Origin of the sequence: Synechococcus sp. GEYO, from assembly GCF_900473955.1 — a bacterium.
Classification (GTDB): domain Bacteria; phylum Cyanobacteriota; class Cyanobacteriia; order PCC-6307; family Cyanobiaceae; genus Synechococcus_C.
Window position 1 is genome coordinate 124,365 of record NZ_UCNL01000007.1, and the last position, 17,629, is coordinate 141,993.

At 54.5% G+C, this 17,629-nt stretch carries 16 protein-coding genes; 11 read left to right on the forward strand and 5 right to left on the reverse strand.

What is annotated here, in order from left to right:
* Window positions 1-53 precede the first annotated feature (53 nt).
* On the forward strand, window positions 54-1,172 hold the full coding sequence (locus DXY37_RS05665; protein WP_115125749.1) for an FAD-dependent oxidoreductase: 1,119 nt from the start codon (window positions 54-56) through the stop codon (window positions 1,170-1,172).
* A gap of 72 nt (window positions 1,173-1,244) precedes the next feature.
* On the opposite strand, the gene ndk is transcribed toward DXY37_RS05665, so the two are convergent.
* Window positions 1,245-1,703: a nucleoside-diphosphate kinase gene (gene ndk, locus DXY37_RS05670; protein WP_115125750.1), complete on the reverse strand. Its 459-nt coding sequence runs from the start codon at window positions 1,701-1,703 to the stop codon at window positions 1,245-1,247.
* Window positions 1,704-1,840: 137 nt separating this feature from the next.
* Here ndk and speA point away from each other — a divergent pair, with 137 nt between their 5' ends.
* Both speA and DXY37_RS05680 read left to right on the forward strand, forming a co-directional pair.
* Complete coding sequence (speA, locus tag DXY37_RS05675; protein WP_244276895.1) at window positions 1,841-3,820, forward strand: biosynthetic arginine decarboxylase; 1,980 nt, start codon at window positions 1,841-1,843, stop codon at window positions 3,818-3,820.
* Between the two features lie 6 nt (window positions 3,821-3,826).
* Window positions 3,827-5,305, forward strand: coding sequence for a mechanosensitive ion channel family protein (locus DXY37_RS05680; protein WP_115125751.1), 1,479 nt, complete (start codon window positions 3,827-3,829; stop codon window positions 5,303-5,305).
* A 21-nt stretch (window positions 5,306-5,326) separates the two neighbouring features.
* Here DXY37_RS05680 and DXY37_RS05685 read toward each other — a convergent pair whose 3' ends face one another.
* A complete protein-coding gene (locus DXY37_RS05685; protein WP_115125752.1) occupies window positions 5,327-6,013 on the reverse strand; it encodes a Crp/Fnr family transcriptional regulator in 687 nt (228 codons plus the stop codon).
* Between the two features lie 212 nt (window positions 6,014-6,225).
* On the opposite strand from DXY37_RS05685, the gene DXY37_RS13285 reads away from it, so the two are divergent.
* Together DXY37_RS13285 and DXY37_RS05690 are read left to right on the forward strand one after the other, a co-directional pair.
* Window positions 6,226-6,390: a hypothetical protein gene (locus DXY37_RS13285; RefSeq protein ID WP_170951800.1), complete on the forward strand. Its 165-nt coding sequence runs from the start codon at window positions 6,226-6,228 to the stop codon at window positions 6,388-6,390.
* Window positions 6,387-8,273 (forward strand): CHASE2 domain-containing protein, encoded by a 1,887-nt coding sequence (locus tag DXY37_RS05690; protein WP_115125753.1) that lies wholly within the window; start codon window positions 6,387-6,389, stop codon window positions 8,271-8,273. The genes DXY37_RS13285 and DXY37_RS05690 overlap by 4 nt, the downstream gene beginning before the upstream one ends.
* A 107-nt stretch (window positions 8,274-8,380) precedes the next feature.
* Here DXY37_RS05690 and DXY37_RS13580 read toward each other — a convergent pair whose 3' ends face one another.
* Complete coding sequence (locus tag DXY37_RS13580; RefSeq protein ID WP_244276897.1) at window positions 8,381-8,626, reverse strand: hypothetical protein; 246 nt, start codon at window positions 8,624-8,626, stop codon at window positions 8,381-8,383.
* On the opposite strand from DXY37_RS13580, the gene DXY37_RS05695 reads away from it, so the two are divergent.
* The 5 genes from DXY37_RS05695 (at window position 8,612) to DXY37_RS05715 (ending at window position 13,663) form a co-directional block, all read left to right on the forward strand.
* Window positions 8,612-10,084 (forward strand): hypothetical protein, encoded by a 1,473-nt coding sequence (locus DXY37_RS05695; protein WP_244276899.1) that lies wholly within the window; start codon window positions 8,612-8,614, stop codon window positions 10,082-10,084. The two genes, DXY37_RS13580 and DXY37_RS05695, sit on opposite strands and share 15 nt — an antisense overlap.
* Window positions 10,085-10,325: 241 nt before the next feature.
* Window positions 10,326-10,988 carry a Coq4 family protein gene (locus DXY37_RS05700; RefSeq protein WP_115125755.1) on the forward strand — a complete coding sequence of 221 codons (663 nt, stop codon included), beginning with the start codon at window positions 10,326-10,328 and terminating at the stop codon, window positions 10,986-10,988.
* A gap of 65 nt (window positions 10,989-11,053) precedes the next feature.
* Window positions 11,054-11,620 (forward strand): cyclic nucleotide-binding domain-containing protein, encoded by a 567-nt coding sequence (locus tag DXY37_RS05705; protein ID WP_115125756.1) that lies wholly within the window; start codon window positions 11,054-11,056, stop codon window positions 11,618-11,620.
* 196 nt (window positions 11,621-11,816) lie between these two features.
* Window positions 11,817-12,392 (forward strand): cyclic nucleotide-binding domain-containing protein, encoded by a 576-nt coding sequence (locus DXY37_RS05710; protein WP_115125757.1) that lies wholly within the window; start codon window positions 11,817-11,819, stop codon window positions 12,390-12,392.
* Window positions 12,393-12,769: 377 nt separating this feature from the next.
* Window positions 12,770-13,663: a methylglyoxal synthase gene (locus tag DXY37_RS05715; protein ID WP_115125758.1), complete on the forward strand. Its 894-nt coding sequence runs from the start codon at window positions 12,770-12,772 to the stop codon at window positions 13,661-13,663.
* A gap of 11 nt (window positions 13,664-13,674) precedes the next feature.
* Here the strand turns inward: DXY37_RS05715 and DXY37_RS05720 are convergent, their stop codons facing one another.
* On the reverse strand, window positions 13,675-15,438 hold the full coding sequence (locus tag DXY37_RS05720; RefSeq protein WP_136975560.1) for an adenylate/guanylate cyclase domain-containing protein: 1,764 nt from the start codon (window positions 15,436-15,438) through the stop codon (window positions 13,675-13,677).
* An 8-nt stretch (window positions 15,439-15,446) separates the two neighbouring features.
* Window positions 15,447-16,142 carry a FecR family protein gene (locus DXY37_RS05725; RefSeq protein WP_136975561.1) on the reverse strand — a complete coding sequence of 232 codons (696 nt, stop codon included), beginning with the start codon at window positions 16,140-16,142 and terminating at the stop codon, window positions 15,447-15,449.
* A gap of 161 nt (window positions 16,143-16,303) precedes the next feature.
* Between DXY37_RS05725 and DXY37_RS05730 the strand changes: the two genes are divergently transcribed.
* The gene (locus DXY37_RS05730) at window positions 16,304-17,617 is read left to right on the forward strand and encodes an ATP-dependent 6-phosphofructokinase (protein ID WP_115125761.1); all 1,314 of its coding nucleotides are present in this window, start codon (window positions 16,304-16,306) and stop codon (window positions 17,615-17,617) included.
* The last annotated feature ends 12 nt before the right edge of the window (window positions 17,618-17,629 follow it).

Sequence of the window (17,629 nt, forward strand, 5' to 3'; positions counted from 1 at the left end):
CGTTGAGAGGATCGATGAGGGCTTGATCCTATGGAAAGGCTAGAAATTCGGTCATGACCGTCTCAGACAGCTCAGGCCCTCAACCGGTGCTCATCCTTGGTGGAGGGCTGATGGGACTGGCCATCGCCCATCAACTGGCACGCCGTGGAATCCCAGTGACGGTGCTAAGCAGACGGCGCAGCGAAGCAGCTGGTTTCGTTGCGGCCGGGATGTTGGCGCCCCACGCCGAAGGCCTCGAAGGAGCGTTACTTCGCCTCGGACAACTCAGTCTGAGTCGCATTCCCAGCTGGGTCGCCCAGATCGAGGCCGATAGTGGTCTCCCATGCGGGCTTCGTTCCACTGGCATCGTGGTGCCCTTCCACAGCGCGAACGAACGGGACGCTTACCCCACAGCGGCTTTTGGCGAGCACCTGGACCGCGAGCAGCTGGTGCAGGAATTACCTGGCATCCACTCGAACTGGACCGCTGGACTGTTGTTCGCCCAGGACGGCCAGATCGATAACAGACGTCAGCTCATGCGAGCTCTGGAGAGCGCCTGCGTGGATCGCGGTGTGCAGTTTCAGGAGGGAGTTGAGGTCCTCGAGCTGATCCATGAGCAGGGAGTGCTCAGTGGTATCCGCGCACGTGACTCGGAAGGGGGTTTGATCTCTCTCCCCTGTCGCCAGACAGTGCTGTGCAGCGGAGCTTGGAGTGCCCGACTACTGCCTGAGTTACCGGTATTCCCTGTCAAAGGGCAGATGCTCTCTCTACAAACGCCACGCGGAGCTCTGCGTCGGGTGATCTTCGGGCCAGGGATTTACATGGTTCCAAGAGACGATGGCCTCGTAGTGGTGGGTGCCACATCGGAACCTGAAGCGGAATTCAGCGAAGGACTCACGCCTCAAGGCCAAACCAGGCTCAAAGAAGGAATTGCCGAACTGCTGCCAGAAGCAATCCACTGGCCGCCGATGGAACGATGGTGGGGATTCAGACCCTGCACTCCAGATGAGGGGCCACTGCTCGGCCCAAGCCCAATCGAAGGGTTGCTTCTTGCCTGTGGCCATCATCGCAACGGCGTACTGATGGCCAGTGCCACCTCTGAGCTGATCGCCGACATCGCCAGTGGGAACGAACCCCGAAACGACCTTGCCGAGCTGATGCCGAGCTTCCGCTGGCATCGCTTTTCAACGTAAAAAGCCTCCATAACGAAACGGCAAGGAGGCTGCGGTCAACCAGAAATAAGCAACGACCTGGAGAGCAGTTGCTCAGCTCTCGACACGCCACCCCTGATCGGAAGGAGTCCAGTCATTGAGCTCAGAAGCCTGGAACCAAAGACCGATCTCAATCTGAGCGGTTTCAGGGGCATCAGAGCCGTGGATCACATTACGGCCGATATTCACAGCCAAATCACCACGAATGGTGCCGGGCTCAGCCTCGAGGGGCTTGGTGGCACCGATCAGCTTGCGGGCACTGGCAATCACACCATCCCCTTCCCAGACCATGGCCACCACAGGGCCAGAGGTGATGAAATCGACCAGGCCAGCAAAGAAGGGGCGCTCCTTATGAACGCCGTAGTGCTGTTCAGCCAGATCGCGGCTGGGGGTGATCTGCTTCAACCCCACAAGTTTGAAACCCTTGCGCTCGAAGCGACCAAGAATTTCACCCACCAGCCCGCGCTGGACGCCATCGGGCTTGATGGCGATGAACGTGCGTTCGGTGGTCATGAAGAATCACAAGACAGAAGGCCGGCATCCTCTGTGCAAACCCACCCCCTTGGCAAGCAAACCGCGCACCGTGTGTTTCTGCTGCTCTGATGCAGGCTCCTTAGATTTGCTCCAAGAATCACAGTGCTTTCTCACGCATGGTGCTCGCCGACGCCAACCAACCAGGACGTGAGCAGAGCGACGGAACATCAGCGCCGACCCCTGCCTGGAATATTCAGGACAGCTCGGAGCTCTATGGACTCGAACGTTGGGGGGATCCTTACTTTTCCATCAATCTTCGCGGCCATGTGAGCGTGCAACCCCGTGGAGAGCGTGGCGGAAGTCTGGATCTGGTGGAACTCGTGAAAGGCCTGCAGGGCAGAAACCTCAACCTGCCGCTGCTGATCCGTTTCGACGACATCCTCGAAGACCGGCTCGAGAGCCTTCATGCCGCCTTCGAGCGAGCGATCACCCGATACGACTACAGCGGTCGCTACCAGGGGGTATTCCCTGTGAAATGCAACCAGCAATGCCACGTTGTGGAGGAGCTGGTGAGCTGCGGCAAGCGCTGGCACTTCGGACTGGAAGCCGGCAGCAAGGCAGAACTTCTCATTGCTCTCTCGCTCATTGACGATCCCGAAGCGCTGCTGATCTGCAATGGCTACAAAGATCAGCGCTATATCGAAACGGCGATCCTTGCCCGTCGCCTGGGCAGGCGCCCAGTGGTCGTGATCGAACAAGCCGATGAAGTTCAACGGATCATTGATGCGAGCAAGGAACTCGGCGCTGCACCTCTGATCGGGATCCGCGCTCGACTGTCGAGCAGGAGCATCGGCCGCTGGGGCAACTCGGTCGGTGACAAAGCCAAATTTGGTCTGCCAGTTCCCGAGATCCTGGCGACTGTCGAAGCTCTTCGCGAGGCAGATCTGCTCGAGGAGCTGCGCTTACTCCACTTCCATGTCGGAAGCCAGATCAACGACATCGGTGTCGTGAAGGACGCCTTACAAGAAGCGTCCCGTATCTATGTGGAGCTGCACAAACTCGGAGCCCCGATGGGGTATCTGGATGTGGGAGGAGGACTGGGCATCGATTACGACGGCAGTCGCACAGCCACAGCCGCCTCGACGAATTACTCGTTGCAGAACTATGCCAACGACGTGGTTGCCACCGTCAAGGAAGGCTGTGAACCCCATGGAGTTGCTGTCCCGACGCTGGTGAGCGAAAGCGGTCGGGCCATCGCCAGCCATTTCTCTGTGCTGGTGTTCAACGTTCTTGGCACCGGCGGACTGCCCCAGACCACACCTTCACCATCCGACGACGAATCACTGGTCGTGCACAACCTGCACGACACACTGCAAGGCATCAAGACGCTCGCCAGTGACGGCAGCGCGGATGTATCCCGACTGCAGGAAGCATGGAACGATGCCCTCAAATTCAAGGACGATGCCTTAGCTGCATTCAGGCTCGGCTATCTAAGCCTCACCGAACGCAGCCAGGCGGAGCAACTCACCTGGGCCTGTGCACGGGCTCTGGTGGAAAAACTCCCTGAGAACGCCGTGCTCCCCGAAGAACTTCAAGCATTACCGGCTGTTCTGGCGCTGACCTATTACGCGAACTTATCTATCTTCCGCTCTGCGCCCGACACCTGGGCCATTGAGCAGCTCTTCCCGCTGATGCCAATCCACCGGCTGGGAGAGAAACCGACTGAGCTGGGCCATTTCGCTGATCTCACCTGCGATTCCGATGGTCGCCTCAATCGCTTTATTGCCGATGGGCGCAGCAAGCAACTTCTGGAGCTGCATTCGCTGCGTTCAGAAGAGCCGTATCTGATCGGGATGTTTCTGGGAGGGGCCTATCAAGAAGTGATGGGAAATCTGCACAATTTGTTCGGCACTACGGATGCGGTGCACATTCGTTTGGCACCCGGAGGGGATTACCAAGTAGATCACGTCGTACGTGGCGACACCAACGCCGAGGTGCTGATGGCGATGGAACACAACCCGGAATCTCTGTTGGAACGTTTGCGTGTCGCCAGTGAGCGCTCCATCCGAGGAAATCAGCTCAAGATCGCCGAAGCACGACGACTGATGGACCATCTGGAAATCAGCCTTCGCCAGAGCACATATCTGCAGGACTGAGCTGCAATGACTCTGACTCTGAGCTTTCTGTTGATCGTGGCACTCCTGACGGTCCATCGGGTTTGCAAACGTCAACAGCTCAGCCCACCTCCCTTACGACTGCCTCTGATTGCAGCCTTCGGCATCCCTGTGCTGAACAAGTTGGCTGAAATCGTCAGCGACGGGGAGCTGCCGGTGCTGAAGAGCTCGATAGCAGCAGCCATCACGCTCCTCTGGGCTCTGAACCTGGTCCGAATCCTGACATGGGCCATCCTGCAAATTCCTGCTGAGCTCGGCTGGTGGAAACCCACTGCCAAGATCCTGCGCGACCTGCTCACCCTTGCAGTGATCACTGTCGTAACGATGGTGGTGATTCACCGAGATTTCCAGGTCAATCTTGTCGGACTGGCAGCCACCTCAGCCGTCGTGACCGCCGTCATCGGTCTTGCCGCACAGGAAACGCTGAAAAATCTGTTTGCAGGGATCTCACTGCAAGTTGATTCACCGTTCGAAGAAGGGGACTGGATTGATCTGGATTCAGCAACAGGCGTCGTGACATCGCTCCGTTTAATGACTACCCGAGTGCGCGGACTGGACGGCTCAATCACCGTGGTACCGAACAGCCGCATTGCCGTGGAAGGGCTGCGACGTTTCAAACCTGAAGAACCCGTCGGACAGATGATCGATGTGGGATTGGATTACAGCCTGCCTCCAAGCCAGGCGATCCAGCTGCTCCAACAAACTCTTCAACACAACCGCAAGGTGCTCCGTCAACCCACTCCAAAAGTCTGGGTATCGTCCTTTGAAGACAGCTCAATCACCTACCGATTGCTGACCTGGCAAAGATCACCACTGGAATTGCGCCAGCTGAAAAGCACAGTGCTTGAACAGATTTGGTATGCCCTGCATCGCATTGACCAGTCAATTCCCTACCCAATCCGAGACGTTCGTACCAAGCCAAGCGAAGCCAAGTTGCCATCCAGCGATATCACTCTGGAACAAAAGCAAAACCTCCTGGCCTCAACGGAAATCTTCGGGCATCTCAATGAGCAGCAGCTTGCAATGCTGGCGGGCAGGGCAAGCTGCGAGACCTTTGCACCCGGTGAATCGGTCGTTAGACAAGGAGAGCGCGGTGACAGTCTGTATCTCGTGGTCCGAGGAACACTGGAGGTCTTCCAGGCAAACGCCACCAGCTCTACTAGCCATCCAAGTCGGTACGTCTCAGATCTTGAGGTCAGTGACACCTTTGGTGAAATGGCGCTCTGCACCGGTGAAGCACGCTCAGCGAGTGTGATCTGCAAAAGCGAATGCGTCTTGATCGAGATCGAACGCAAACACCTTCTGCCACTGCTCGAAGAACAGCCTGAAATTCTCGAAACCATGGGCTCGATCATGGCCACACGTCGACAGCAACTCAAAGCGAACCAACAGCAACATGCTGAGTCCCGGCGGCTCGCGTTAATCGCACGCATGCAGAGGCTTTTCAGCCTCCCGAGAGGGGAGTGATCACTCAGACCAACAGAAGTATCAGGAAATCAGACCACGTTTGAGAAGCGGCTTGAGATCAGCCAGACGCAAGCGGCCGTTCTGCTCAGTGATCGTTTCGCGAGAACGCAGCTTGCTCAGGGTGCGTGAAGCCGTCTCCCTGGCCAGACCCGCCAAAAGTGCAATCTCCCTCTGAGCAAGAGGCGGGAGTTCTGTCTGCAGATCTTGCCCTCCTGAGCTTTTGCAAGCCAGATAGGCCAGCGCATCCAGCAATCGAGTAGTGGCATCGGCGCTCTGTAAAGCAAAACGCTGGTTGAGATCACGCAATCGACTGGCCTCCAACCTTGCCAACGCCAGCGCGAATGGAGCGAGCTGACCCAGCAGCGAAGTAAATGAAGACATCCGCATCTTGATCAAATGCAGAGGCGTCAAGGCAACCACATCTGCAGAGCGTAAAGCTCCATCCAGTGCAGCCATCTCACCAAATAAATCTCCGGGGCCCAGCAGAGACATGATCACTTCATCCCCATCAGCTGTGTACGTCCGCACCTTGGCCAAGCCGTCACGGATCAAGAACAGTGATTCCCCCCAGTCCTGCTCCATCACGATCACCTGGTCAAGCTGATGACTGATCACGCGATGACGATCAAGCAGCAGCGTCAGCTGTTCCACCGTCAGACAGGCGAACAACGGCATGGAGCCAAGTTCCTCAGGTGTGAGGGCAGACATCGTTGATAAGGAATGCGACCGGAAGAAAGGCAAGCCAAAAGATCACCATGACGATGGTGACATCAAGCCGTCACCCACTCTGCCAAGGCAGAACGTTCGGGTCTGAGGTACTTCGGAGAGATGGTGATGCAGCAGAACACACCGACTGAACGCGTGCCAGCCGTGCAGAGGAGTGACCTTCAGCAAGCGGCCTCTATGACAGCGTTCTATTAATGAAACTGCTGGCACTGATTCTGGAAGGTCTCGGGGCACTCGTCACAGAAGATGCTCCCTCGCTGGAGCGGTTCTGTAAGGAGCTGAACCAGTTGGCCGACGGGGCTGTCTCTGGTACTGCGAAGCAGCTGTGGCCTTTCGCGCAGAAACTGGACCAGTCATGAGCAGACCATCTCTTCCGCAATGGCTGCATCGCCACAGTGCCGTCCTGATCCTCAGTGGTTTGGTCGCTGTGAGCAGTGGACTGAACAGCACCTGGCTGAGCCGCCTGGAGTTACGTTTTGCCGGAGTCGTGCAGGAAACCCGCGGACTCCGACAAGTGCCAGATCGGTTGATGATCGTGGCCATTGACGACTTCAGCCTGCAACAGGCAGCAAATGTGGATCTCAGCGACGATCCGCTGCTGCAAAGCCTGAGCCAATGGCCCTGGCCTCGACAAATTCATGCCACGGTGCTGGATCGCTTAATCGAGGCAGGAGCGACTGTGGTGGGTTTCGACCTTCTCTTCGAATCGCCCAGCAGCCATGGAGACGCAGACGATGCGAAATTTGCCGAGGCACTGCAACGTCATCGTGAACAGGTGGTTCTTGGCGTTCAGGTTCTCAGCACCCGGGGACCCGTTGCAGGGATGTCCCTTCTGGATGTCACGCCAGGCCTGCGGCCTGGTGACAGCTCCCTCCATCGAGGACTGCTCAACGGCGAACCGGACAGCGATGGAGTGATCCGACGCCGTCCGGGGCAGGTCACTCAGTCGATGCGTGAACAGCTGAATGCTGCGATCCCGGATGGCCTTGCCATCGCGCTGCTCAAGAAACAGAACGAGTCTGCCGATCTCAGCATCCACAGCCGCGACCTGCTGGATCCTTACGGTCCGCCGAGGACGATTCCAACCCTCTCGATCTGGCAACTACTTGAACCGCAGGCCTATACATCGATCAAAAAGTCCGGGCGGCTGCGCAATGCCCTGATTCTCGTAGGACCGACGGCAGCAGTGTTGCAGGATCGCCACCCCGCCGTGTTCTCAGGCGCGGAGGGCATGCCGGGAGTGGAACTGCATGCGACGGAACTGGCCAACCGTCTTGACTCACGTTCACTGCGCTGGATCCCTGCACCTCCGGGATGGAACCTGGTGATGGCAATACTGGTGATTCTCACCGGGGTGTGCGCGGCCCGGTTTGAACGGCCATTGCCTCGCCTGGGATTGCTGCTGGGCGCAGCAGGGCTTTTGGTCACAGGCAGTGCAGGTCTGATCGTCTGGGGCGGCCTTCTGCTGCCGGTTCTAGGGGTAGCGGGCAGCGTGGCAGTCACGGGGATCGTGACGAGTGCCGATGCAACCATGCGACTGCAGTGGCAACGCCGGCGTTTGCGCCGCACGCTCGGGCGCTATCTCTCTCCTGCAGTGGCCGCTGAGATCGCTGATCAGCCTGAAGAAGCCGATGAACTGCTGGACGGGAAATTAACGGATGTGGTGATTTTAATGAGCGACATACGTGGATTCACCGCCTTCACACAGGAGATGACAGAGCAAGGGAACGTCAAAGAACTTGTTACTCGACTCAACCAGTACTTCAGCGAAGTGGTTGATGCAGTGCATTCCGAAGAAGGCACCGTCGACAAATTCATTGGCGATGCCGTGCTCGCGGTATTTGGGGCTCCAATACAGAAAACAAGCAGCACCAATGTGCTTTCTGCGGTCACAACGGCAATCGCCCTACAGCAACGACTCGCCATTCTCAATCGTGCCTGGATCGCCGAAGGACAATCACCATGGGATCAGGTGGTGGTGCTCAGTTACGGCTGGGTTGTGAGCGGCAACATCGGCTGCGCAAGCCGTATGGACTACACCGTGATCGGCGATGCCGTAAATACAGCCAGCCGCCTGGAGGCGATTGCCAAGCAATGCGGGCAGGCAATTGTGATGAGTGCTGCCGTGGCGGAACATCTTGCGGGCGACTGGCCTTTACAGGACCTGGGGACATTCCCCATCCGTGGGCAAGGCGAGCAACGGGTGTTCGCACTTAAAACTGACACGAAAGAGCACACCTGATCAGAAACAGATCAGTAACAACAGTCTGTGTTCAAGCGTTCATTCTCGTGTTCAAAAAGCTGTTGGGTATCGCTTGCGCAGCAACTCTGATGCCTGCGGCAGCTGAATCAGCTCCGTTCAACAGCGCCATGATCCGACGCATCATCGATGGCAGAGAAGTATTCATCGATCGGCGGGAAGCAACCGTTGAAGACACCGCAGACCGTGGCCAGGAACTCAGCACCGGCCGCAGCAGGGCTGAAGTGCTGTTTGATCGACGAGCGTTGGGCTTTCTGGGGAATAACAGTCTGATCCGCCTTGGAGAGGACTGCTTTCGCCTTGATCGCGGCCAGGTGCTGGTGAACGGTCCCCAAAATGCTTGCCTTGGCACCAAAGTGCTAGGCATCCGCGGCACCACATACGTACTGAATATTCAGGAAGATGGCAATTACGAGCTAGCGGTCCTAAGTGGCGAAGCCGTCGTAGGTGATGCAGTCGAGATTGAAGAAGAAGAGAGCTCTCGAGACATCCTCTCCATGTACCCCAAGCTGAATCCGGTCATTGGCTTCGGATCAAGCGCCTGGGGCAGCAACGCATCCGGAGAGGCTCTAGGGGAAGCAGCAGGACTAATTCTTGGTGACGCATCAGTTTTTGTGCCGCTCAAGCAAAGCCTGGGGAGCAATCTTCTGTACAGCTACACCACCGCAAGCAGCAACTTCGTTAGCACCTGGGGTGCCAGCACCGAACTTGGATACAAGTGGTTCAATCCTAAAAACCAGAGCATCCATTCACTCTTACTGGGGTACGACGGCTGGAATAGCGATGACTGTTTTCAATCTCAACTAGCCCTAGGAGGTCTTTGGCAACAAGGACGATGGCAATTCGGAGTCAATGGTGGAATTCCACTCGATCAATGCGCCAACAACCTGGGATATGCAGCTGGCCAAGTCGGCATCCCAATTGCTGACTTAGGAGACCAATCCATCACATTGTCACTCTCCCCCTATTTGCTCCATGGTGTTGGCGAATCGTTTGGAGGAGGCAGGATTGGAGTCAATGTCCCCATAGGCAACCAGCTAACACTTTCGGCTTACGGCCAATACGACAATCTTCTTGACACAGTGGTGGGAGGACAGGTCAGCTACCGGTTCGCCACCAAAGGAGGATTTGTCGAAGATCCCAACGTTCAGCCTCAGGTACTTGCATCACCGATGCCATGGCAAGCCAGGGAGTTCAAGACGGGCAACCCGACCCAAATCGCGATGGGACAGAGGAATAGCAACAGACTCCAAAAGCCTGATGCTGCACAGAAGATCCAACCAGCGAATATCAACAACATGATCAGCAACGCAGATGCAGAGATACAAACTATGCGCTTTAAATCAGGCGAAGCAGCCATCTTCAACCCAGATGGAGTATTACTAAGTCGGCAAATAATGAGCAAGGAGCGTTTCTCACAATTGATCATCGAGACGATGAGTGGGCAAAACCTTCTGCCAGAAAGCCAAGTTATCAATCTTGTTTATCAACAGCTCTATGGCCAGCCAAACAGAACACTTCTGGCGATTCTGGGCTCCGACTGGCTAATCGATGCCAGGACCCCCTACCCACGCCGAAGAGGCGCAAATAATCTTGTTGTTCCCAACAATAAACTTCCAAAGACAGAGGAGAAAATTGAGCAACCTGAAGAGAAAAATGAAAAAGAAACAGAACCAACACCTGATCCCGAACCAACGCCAGATCCCCAACCAACGCCAGACCCCCAACCAACGCCAGATCCAGTAACCAACGACTCAAACGATAATGACTCATCATCTAGTGACAGCTGGTGACTAGAACGCATCACAATCGAAGCAAACTAAACCCAAAGAAACAAGCAAAACTCATATTCAACAAGCTAGATCGATTAAAGTCCTTTTATTTTCTGTTAAATATCAGAAAACATTGACATCTCAGGCGATCCGCATTATCAGTTTTTTTGCGAAGACTGCTTAAACCAAAAAGCCAAAATCATTTAAATTTCTATTCACAACTTCTTTCTAAACAACGCCGGCTCAAAAAAGCTGCAAATCCATGAAAATCAATCTCCGAGAACGTCTACAGAGCCTGAAGCTGCTAGCCAGCCTGGCGGCCTTTCTGAAAAACCCTGGCTCTCTCGACAGCGTCCTCGCCGTGGGCGCCAGCTTGAAGGACAGCCCGCTTGCCGAACAGATGATTCGCCATCTGCTGGACAACCCCACCTTTGCCCAACTGGTGAACGCTGGTTGGCGTCCACAGCCAATTGACTTGTCGGCACTCCAAACACTTCCCGAGGGGACGCTCGGACGCTGCTACGCCGATCAGCTCATCAGCCAGGGAATCACTCCCGACACACTGATCGACCCTTCTCCGATCAACGATCAGCGCGATTACATCGTGCACCGTCTGAAGGAAACCCATGACATCACTCATGTACTGACCGGATTTGGAATCGATGGCGTGAGTGAACTGGGCCTGCAGGGATTCAACCTTGCCCAGAACCGATCACCACTGGCCGTGATGCTGATCTTCGGAGGCATGCTCACGGCACTTCAAAACGATGAGCCTCTGGCTCCAATGCTGCGCGCACTAGCGAAGGGCTTCCAGATGGGACTCGATGCTGAGCTTGTAATCGCACGCAAACTGGAAGAGGGCTGGGATCGCCCCCTGAACGAGTGGCGTAGTGAGCTAAGGCTTCCTGAAGCAACCCCTAGCTGATCCTTGCGTGCGCGCGAACGTTATTGAACGAATAGGGTTATTACGGAAAGAGCAGCCGTGAAGCCATGTGGGGAGATGAACCTCAGTTGCAGGCTTTCCGAGAACGACTGAAACTCCTGCTGGTCACACACCAGCAGGAGCTCAATCCTGAGCAGATCGTCGCAGCCGAAGGAGACATTCTGTTTCACCAGGGCGACTCGGTGGAGACTTTATTGTTGCTAACCCATGGTCGTATCGCAGTCGACATCCACAACGGCACTGAGATCCACACGCTGGCCGAAGTAGAGGCCGTGGAATTGCTTGGTGAAGTTGGCTTCTTCGCCAATGGCAAGCACTACGCCGACTTCCGAGTTGTGGGGGGAGCCGCAGAACTTCTGGCCATTCAAGGGCAGGATCTGCTCCAGGCCATGTTGTTTGACAGTGATCTTGTCGTAGAAATGCTGTCACTGGTGAGTGAGCGCTGCCGTCGCGGCAATCAGGTCATCGCCATGCTGCTAAGCGGAATCGAAGCCGTACATGACGATTCCCAGGAGAGAATCGAACAGGTCACAACAAAGCTGGGAGGGGTCCACTTCTGCATTGCCAAGGCCAGCAGACAGCTGCAGAGGCTGCAGCAGCTGCGCCGAAGCTGAACGACTCAACTCAGGGCGTCGCTGCGCAACCCCCAACCAGGTCCCAGCCCCCATCCAGAGCCGCCAACACCAGCAGGATCAGATCCTCCACAAAGGGGCTGGCCATTGAGCAACATCGAAACATGACGCTAAGGAGAGTAGAGATGCCTGACCTGGCAGGTACAGCCAGCATGCATGCAGCGGCTACCGGCCATGCATGAAGAGCGAGAACCAACAGCTCAGCCAGATTCGCAATCGTCTGCGGATGTTGCTGAGCACCCATCTCTCCACAATCAGCCATCAAACGCTCACAGCAGCTGTGGGTGACGTGCTGATCCAACAGGACACACCAGCCGTAAGGGTGCTGATTGTGCAAACAGGGGAATTGAAAGTTGAGCGCTGTGAACCAGGTGGCACGCCTCAAGTGATCGCCCAAATCAGACCGGATGAACTGGTAGGAGAAATGGCGTTGATCGGTGATCAACACCACAGCGCAAGCGTCATAGTGAGTCGTGGACCGGCCGAGATCCTTGTGGTTAAGGCGGATGATCTACTTAAAGCTTCCATCTACGACAGCGACCTGGTAATGGAACTGCTGGCTCTAAGCAGCAACCGCTGCCGCCAAACCAACCGCCATCTGGCTTTGATCCTTGAAGCCCTTGGGGCTTTGGATCAAGAGCATTCTTCCGCACTGAACCGGTGCTGCAGCGAACTGGAGCACTGCTCTGATCCAGCACTATCCAACGCAGCCCGGCGGTTGAGGCGACTGGCAGAAACACCGGAAAAACCTTGAGAGAGCGACCCCCTCTCCGCTGAATTCCGCGTCAGGCGCGAACTCCTTCTCAATGATTCACAGCCATCACAGAAATCAGCCGAGATCGAATGAGCCATGGACGTCCATCAAGGCCATATAAGCAGTGAGGTTCTTCGCCAATCGTGTTCTAAACGTCTAATTATGCGTAGTGGAGGACCCGTCGGACTGCTTACTATCACTTGTTGGAAGCTATTGCAGGCCTGGCAATTCAACACGATCTGGCAGTCGAAGCACTCAGAGGAAGGAATTCATGTTGATCAACATCCTGTGAAAAGAAACACAGGGCAAATTTATAGAACAACCACACAGCCCTTCGAGACCAACACCCTTAAGGTCAGTCAAAGAGCAGAGCCCTTATGGATCGCAACGTCCTGATCGAAACCCTGCAAAATGAGGGAAATCTGAAGCATTCGTTCAGCGCTGAAGACATTGAACTGATTGCCCAACACATGTCGATCGAAACGTTCGACAAGGACAGCATCTTGATGCACAAAGGAGAGCCTGCCGACTGCATGGCATTTCTTGTGAATGGCCGGGTTCAGATTCTTGAAGACGAGAGACAAATTGCACTCCTTACGACAGGTGATTTTCTAGGCGAAAGCCTCTTCTCGGATGAAGCAACACGCGTGGCAGATGTTCAAGCCATGGAGCAAACAACAGTGGGCCTGTTCACCATTCACAATTTCCAAAATTTTTTGAAGACCAATCAAAGGCTCGCGCTTCAATTCAGGGAACTTTTCAAGGCCGTTGAACGCGCTCGCGCTCAGCAGAACGCAGCAGAAACATACATCAACAAGCGCAAATACTTAGCGCTTATCGCTCACAACAATATGAAAGAAAGCCTAATGGAATTTTGCAGCATTCACACTGAGAAACTGGACAAGTTTTCCCTCATCGCAACAGGCACAACCGGCAGTATGTTGTACAAAAAAACAGGCATGTGCCTCAGCCGCAAAGTCGCATCAGGCCCCCTTGGCGGAGACCAAGCAGTGGGAACATTGATTTCCACGCAAAACATCAGCGGCGTAATTTTTTTCAGAGATCCACTCTCTTCTCACCCACACCACGCCGATATCGAAGCTCTTGGACGTCTCTGTGATGTCTACCAGATCCCTTTTGCGACCAACCCTCAAAGCGGCGAAGCCATTCTCGACTACCTTCTCTCCGCCAAAGAAAATCGCGAACTCCTTCCAAATCGTATTTTGGAAGCCTACCTCAAAGGACAAAAGAAAGTCATCGATGCAGGATGAAATCAAGCAAATCAATTAACCCGATCATGAGAAGAGCGAAGAGATACCAGACCAAAAACCTTGATCGGTTCTGGCCAACCCTTAACAAGATGTGCCCCCAAATCTTCAACAACCACATCGTCTAGGATTTGATCTCGAACATCACTACTCATTAAAATCGGGTAATCCGGAAACTGACGTGTCAGGGATTCAAGTCGACTGGCCAAGTTCACTGTCGCCCCAATCACGGTGTATTCCAGTCGATCGCTCGAGCCAAGATTGCCGGCAATTACTTCACCGCAATGGATGCCAATACCCTGATGCAAAGGTTCTAGCCCCTCCTTCTCCAGCTCTCTGTTCAACTCCTCCAGGTTCGCCTGCATCGCGAGAGCAGTGCGCACGGCCGCCAGCGCCTCGACCCGATCGCCACGGTGAACGGGAACACCAAATTCCGCCATGACAGCATCCCCAATGAATTTGTCCAACAGCCCCTGTTCGAGCAGTACAGGTGCTGCAATCGCCTGAAAATATCGATTCAACAAACCAAATAAACTCTCAGCATCCATCACATTGCTGCGGGCAGTGAATCCGACCAGATCAGTAAAAAGCACCACGCATCGCTCACGTCGACCCCCCAGGCACATCCAACTCTCCTGACCCGAACGCAGCATGTCGCGCATGAGATTCGGCGAGACCCTTCTAGACAAAACGGAGTGCAGAAATCGACGCTGTGCGCTCTCCTGCTGAAACAAATCCCCACTACGAAGACCTCCGGCGACGAAAGGCATCAACGTCAAGGCAGCTGCAGGCAACCAAATGCCGTAGCACCAGGAGACGACGGTCAGTCCGATCGTCAACGCCCCAAGAGCAGTGGAGACGATCGCCGTACCAAGCGCCGTCGATGGCCCAGCAATCCGCCAATTACACAACAGCAACCAGATGACGACAAGCGCAGCCAGCGGAATAGCTTCCGGACTGCGGAAGCCTCGTCCGCTGCGCAAGCCGGAGACAGCTGAAAGCAACACCTCAGAACCGCTCTGCTGTCCAAACGGTGTCTCGAGCTGATCACCAAGAGAGGGAGCCGTAGAACCAATGATGACGATCTTGTTCCGCCAGGTGTCCTCCGGAAGCGTGCCCACAGCCCAGGCGGGAATCACCGGAATCGATCCGCTCGGCCCCAGGAAATCAATCCCGTCATCACCGGATGATGGGGTTACTTCTGCTGCCAAATGTGCCAGTGGTAGGGGATGTGGCCTGGGGAACGGTTCCAACATGGACTGGAGTCTCCCTAGGCCAGGAACAGATTGCACAACACCAAAGTCATCCATGGAAAAAACAGACAGACCCGCCTGGTGGTTGATATCCCAGGGACGACGCAATTGAATCTGTTCGGAATCGTCCAGTTGCTGTCGAACAAGGGCTGAACTGAGCAGGACTTTGTCTTGCCATGGCTTTAGAACATCTTGAAAAGCAATGTCATCCTCAGGGCCATGACCACTTGGGCCCGCATGAACGATGTTGAACACAACACGACGGGCACCCTGCCGCAAAACCTGTCGTGCCAACGCAGCCTGCTTCTCTCGCGGCCAGGGCCAAGGACCGAACTCGGTCCACTGTGGATCCAGGGAGGCCTCATCAATCCCCAACAACACGACGTCATCAGAAACGGGAATCGAGCCACGCCACTGAAAGAGCAGCTGCCGACTTACAGCATCCAAGCGCGCCAGCCATGGCACAAGCACCAGAGGCATCAGCAAGGATGTGCGCCAAACGATAGGAATCAGGCGCTGACGCATCAATCCTGTCAAGGGGATGGAGCCATAACTCCCAGTTCTCGCTCAATTTCAGGGAGCGTGTCCAGAGGTATTGAGAACCCGTTAATCAAACGGCTCTTCTGGAGTCGACGTTCAACCTCCTGTTCCGCAATCACCACGGGTGTCGCCCACGAGACAGCAAGCGGATCATCTTGTTGAACACGATCATCAGGTTCAACGCGTTTCAGATCTAACAACAGCTGTTGACCACTGTTCAAAGTGAAACGCTGACCACTCCTGGTCGTCACCAAGACCTTGCCTTCCCAGCTGAAAATCTTGAACTGACTGTCGGTGAACTCAATAAACACCGTGGTGCCTTGGATGGAGGCCGTAGCCAGACGAGTCTTAATGGTGAACGGATGACGGGTCTGGGTGCCTGGATTGATCCAACCGATGATCGATCCCTTCAATAATTCGACACTGGAAGAACCAAGACGTAGCTGCGCATCACCTCCCATCCTGAATTGGCGGCCGGTGCCAAGCATCACTTGCATGCGCCCTGGCTTTGTGGTGCGCAGTAACGCATCAGTACGCAACAACTGACCAGAGCGTGCATCTACCTCTGTCTTACCGGAAAATTTGACAAAGGCAGGGCCATTGGGAACCTCGACGATGCGTGGCTGAGCCGCCTGTGCTGGCAGACACAACAAAGCTGTCCCCATCAAGAAACCTGTGGCGGCCTGCACACGAACCGATTGCCTCAACACATGTAACCCACATTTATCCAAGGCTGACAGAAAAGGTCTGGCAGCGCCACTAATCAATCAAAAGGCAAAAAAAGATCCTTTACGCGTTGCTGAGACGAGGAGCAATTGCCAGATTGGGAGCAAGCAGCATTTGAGAACTCATGGCATACGAAAACGTTCTGAATGACCCGTCTGCATTCGACTTTGGAATTGAACAGCTTGGCAAAAGTCAATACTCAAATCCTAGTAGAAATGCGGTTTTCGTAGAAGATATAGAGCGCATTATATTTTCGAGCCAACTCAAAAATCTGAAGCATCAACTGGAAATATGCGCAGAATTACCCTCTTTTGAAAAAGCAGGCGCCCGTCGAAAAATTTTTCACAATCCAGAATCAACCCAGGCCGCCATCATCACATGCGGAGGCCTTTGCCCAGGGCTGAATAATGTCATTAAAGGGTTGGTCAATATTCTCGAGCAGGATTACGGAGTTAAAAATATTCTTGGTATCCGCTATGGATATAAAGGACTGACGCAGGCATCAACTCATCCACCAATTCAACTCAATTCTCTGATCGTCGATCAGATCCATAAACAGGGCGGAACCATACTTGGATCGTCCAGAGGCAGTCAGGATCCAGAGGAGATGGTGGACATGCTCCAAGCAAGAGGAATCAACCTTCTCTTTTGCATTGGAGGCGATGGAACCTTAAAGGGTGCACAGGCGATCGCGGAAGCAGCAATCGGTCGCAAAGCAAACATCAGCATTGTCGGAGTCCCAAAGACCATTGACAATGATCTCGGCTTTGTCGAGAAAACCTTCGGCTTTGAGACCTCAGTACAAACAGCCTCGGAAATCATCACATCAGCCCAACACGAAGCAGAAGGGGCTGAAAACGGCATCGGCATCGTCAAGTTAATGGGACGAGACTCTGGCTTCATCACTGCCACGGCATCTCTCGCAAACTCTGTGGTTGATTTCTGCCTAATCCCAGAAACCCCTTTTCATATAGGCGGGCCGAACGGTATCTGCACTGCCATTCAACGGAGGATTGAACAAAAAAACCATGCCGTGATTGTCGTTGCAGAAGGAGCAGGACAAGAACTCTTTGCTAGCAACGAGAGCAAGATTGATGCTTCCGGAAACATCCTTAAAGAGGACATCGGAGAATTGCTCAAAGAAGAGCTGACAGCTCACTTCAAGCAAAACAATATGACTATCAACATCAAGTATCTTGACCCGAGTTACCACATCCGAAGCGTTGCAGCCAATGCTTCAGATGCTGTTTTTTGCCAGCTACTTGCCGAATATGCCGTCCATGCAGGAATGAGCGGGAAAACGAATCTTGTCATTGGTTACTGGAACAATTTCTTCACCCATGTCCCTATTAATCTGGCCACAAAAGAACGGCGAATGGTTGATCTTGATAGCGCGCTATGGCGCGGCGTCATGAGCGCAACCCATCAAGAGAAATAACCCAATCAAAAT

Excerpts from the sequence above, each read along its gene's own strand:
- DXY37_RS05665 (WP_115125749.1), top strand. The coding sequence starts at position 54 with ATGACCGTCTCAGACAGCTCAGGCCCTCAACCGGTGCTCATCCTTGGT.
- ndk (WP_115125750.1), bottom strand. The coding sequence starts at position 1,703 with ATGACCACCGAACGCACGTTCATCGCCATCAAGCCCGATGGCGTCCAG.
- speA (WP_244276895.1), top strand. The coding sequence starts at position 1,841 with ATGGTGCTCGCCGACGCCAACCAACCAGGACGTGAGCAGAGCGACGGA.
- DXY37_RS05680 (WP_115125751.1), top strand. The coding sequence starts at position 3,827 with ATGACTCTGACTCTGAGCTTTCTGTTGATCGTGGCACTCCTGACGGTC.
- DXY37_RS05685 (WP_115125752.1), bottom strand. The coding sequence starts at position 6,013 with ATGTCTGCCCTCACACCTGAGGAACTTGGCTCCATGCCGTTGTTCGCC.
- DXY37_RS13285 (WP_170951800.1), top strand. The coding sequence starts at position 6,226 with ATGAAACTGCTGGCACTGATTCTGGAAGGTCTCGGGGCACTCGTCACA.
- DXY37_RS05690 (WP_115125753.1), top strand. The coding sequence starts at position 6,387 with ATGAGCAGACCATCTCTTCCGCAATGGCTGCATCGCCACAGTGCCGTC.
- DXY37_RS05700 (WP_115125755.1), top strand. The coding sequence starts at position 10,326 with ATGAAAATCAATCTCCGAGAACGTCTACAGAGCCTGAAGCTGCTAGCC.
- DXY37_RS05705 (WP_115125756.1), top strand. The coding sequence starts at position 11,054 with ATGTGGGGAGATGAACCTCAGTTGCAGGCTTTCCGAGAACGACTGAAA.
- DXY37_RS05710 (WP_115125757.1), top strand. The coding sequence starts at position 11,817 with ATGAAGAGCGAGAACCAACAGCTCAGCCAGATTCGCAATCGTCTGCGG.
- DXY37_RS05715 (WP_115125758.1), top strand. The coding sequence starts at position 12,770 with ATGGATCGCAACGTCCTGATCGAAACCCTGCAAAATGAGGGAAATCTG.
- DXY37_RS05720 (WP_136975560.1), bottom strand. The coding sequence starts at position 15,438 with ATGCGTCAGCGCCTGATTCCTATCGTTTGGCGCACATCCTTGCTGATG.
- DXY37_RS05730 (WP_115125761.1), top strand. The coding sequence starts at position 16,304 with ATGGCATACGAAAACGTTCTGAATGACCCGTCTGCATTCGACTTTGGA.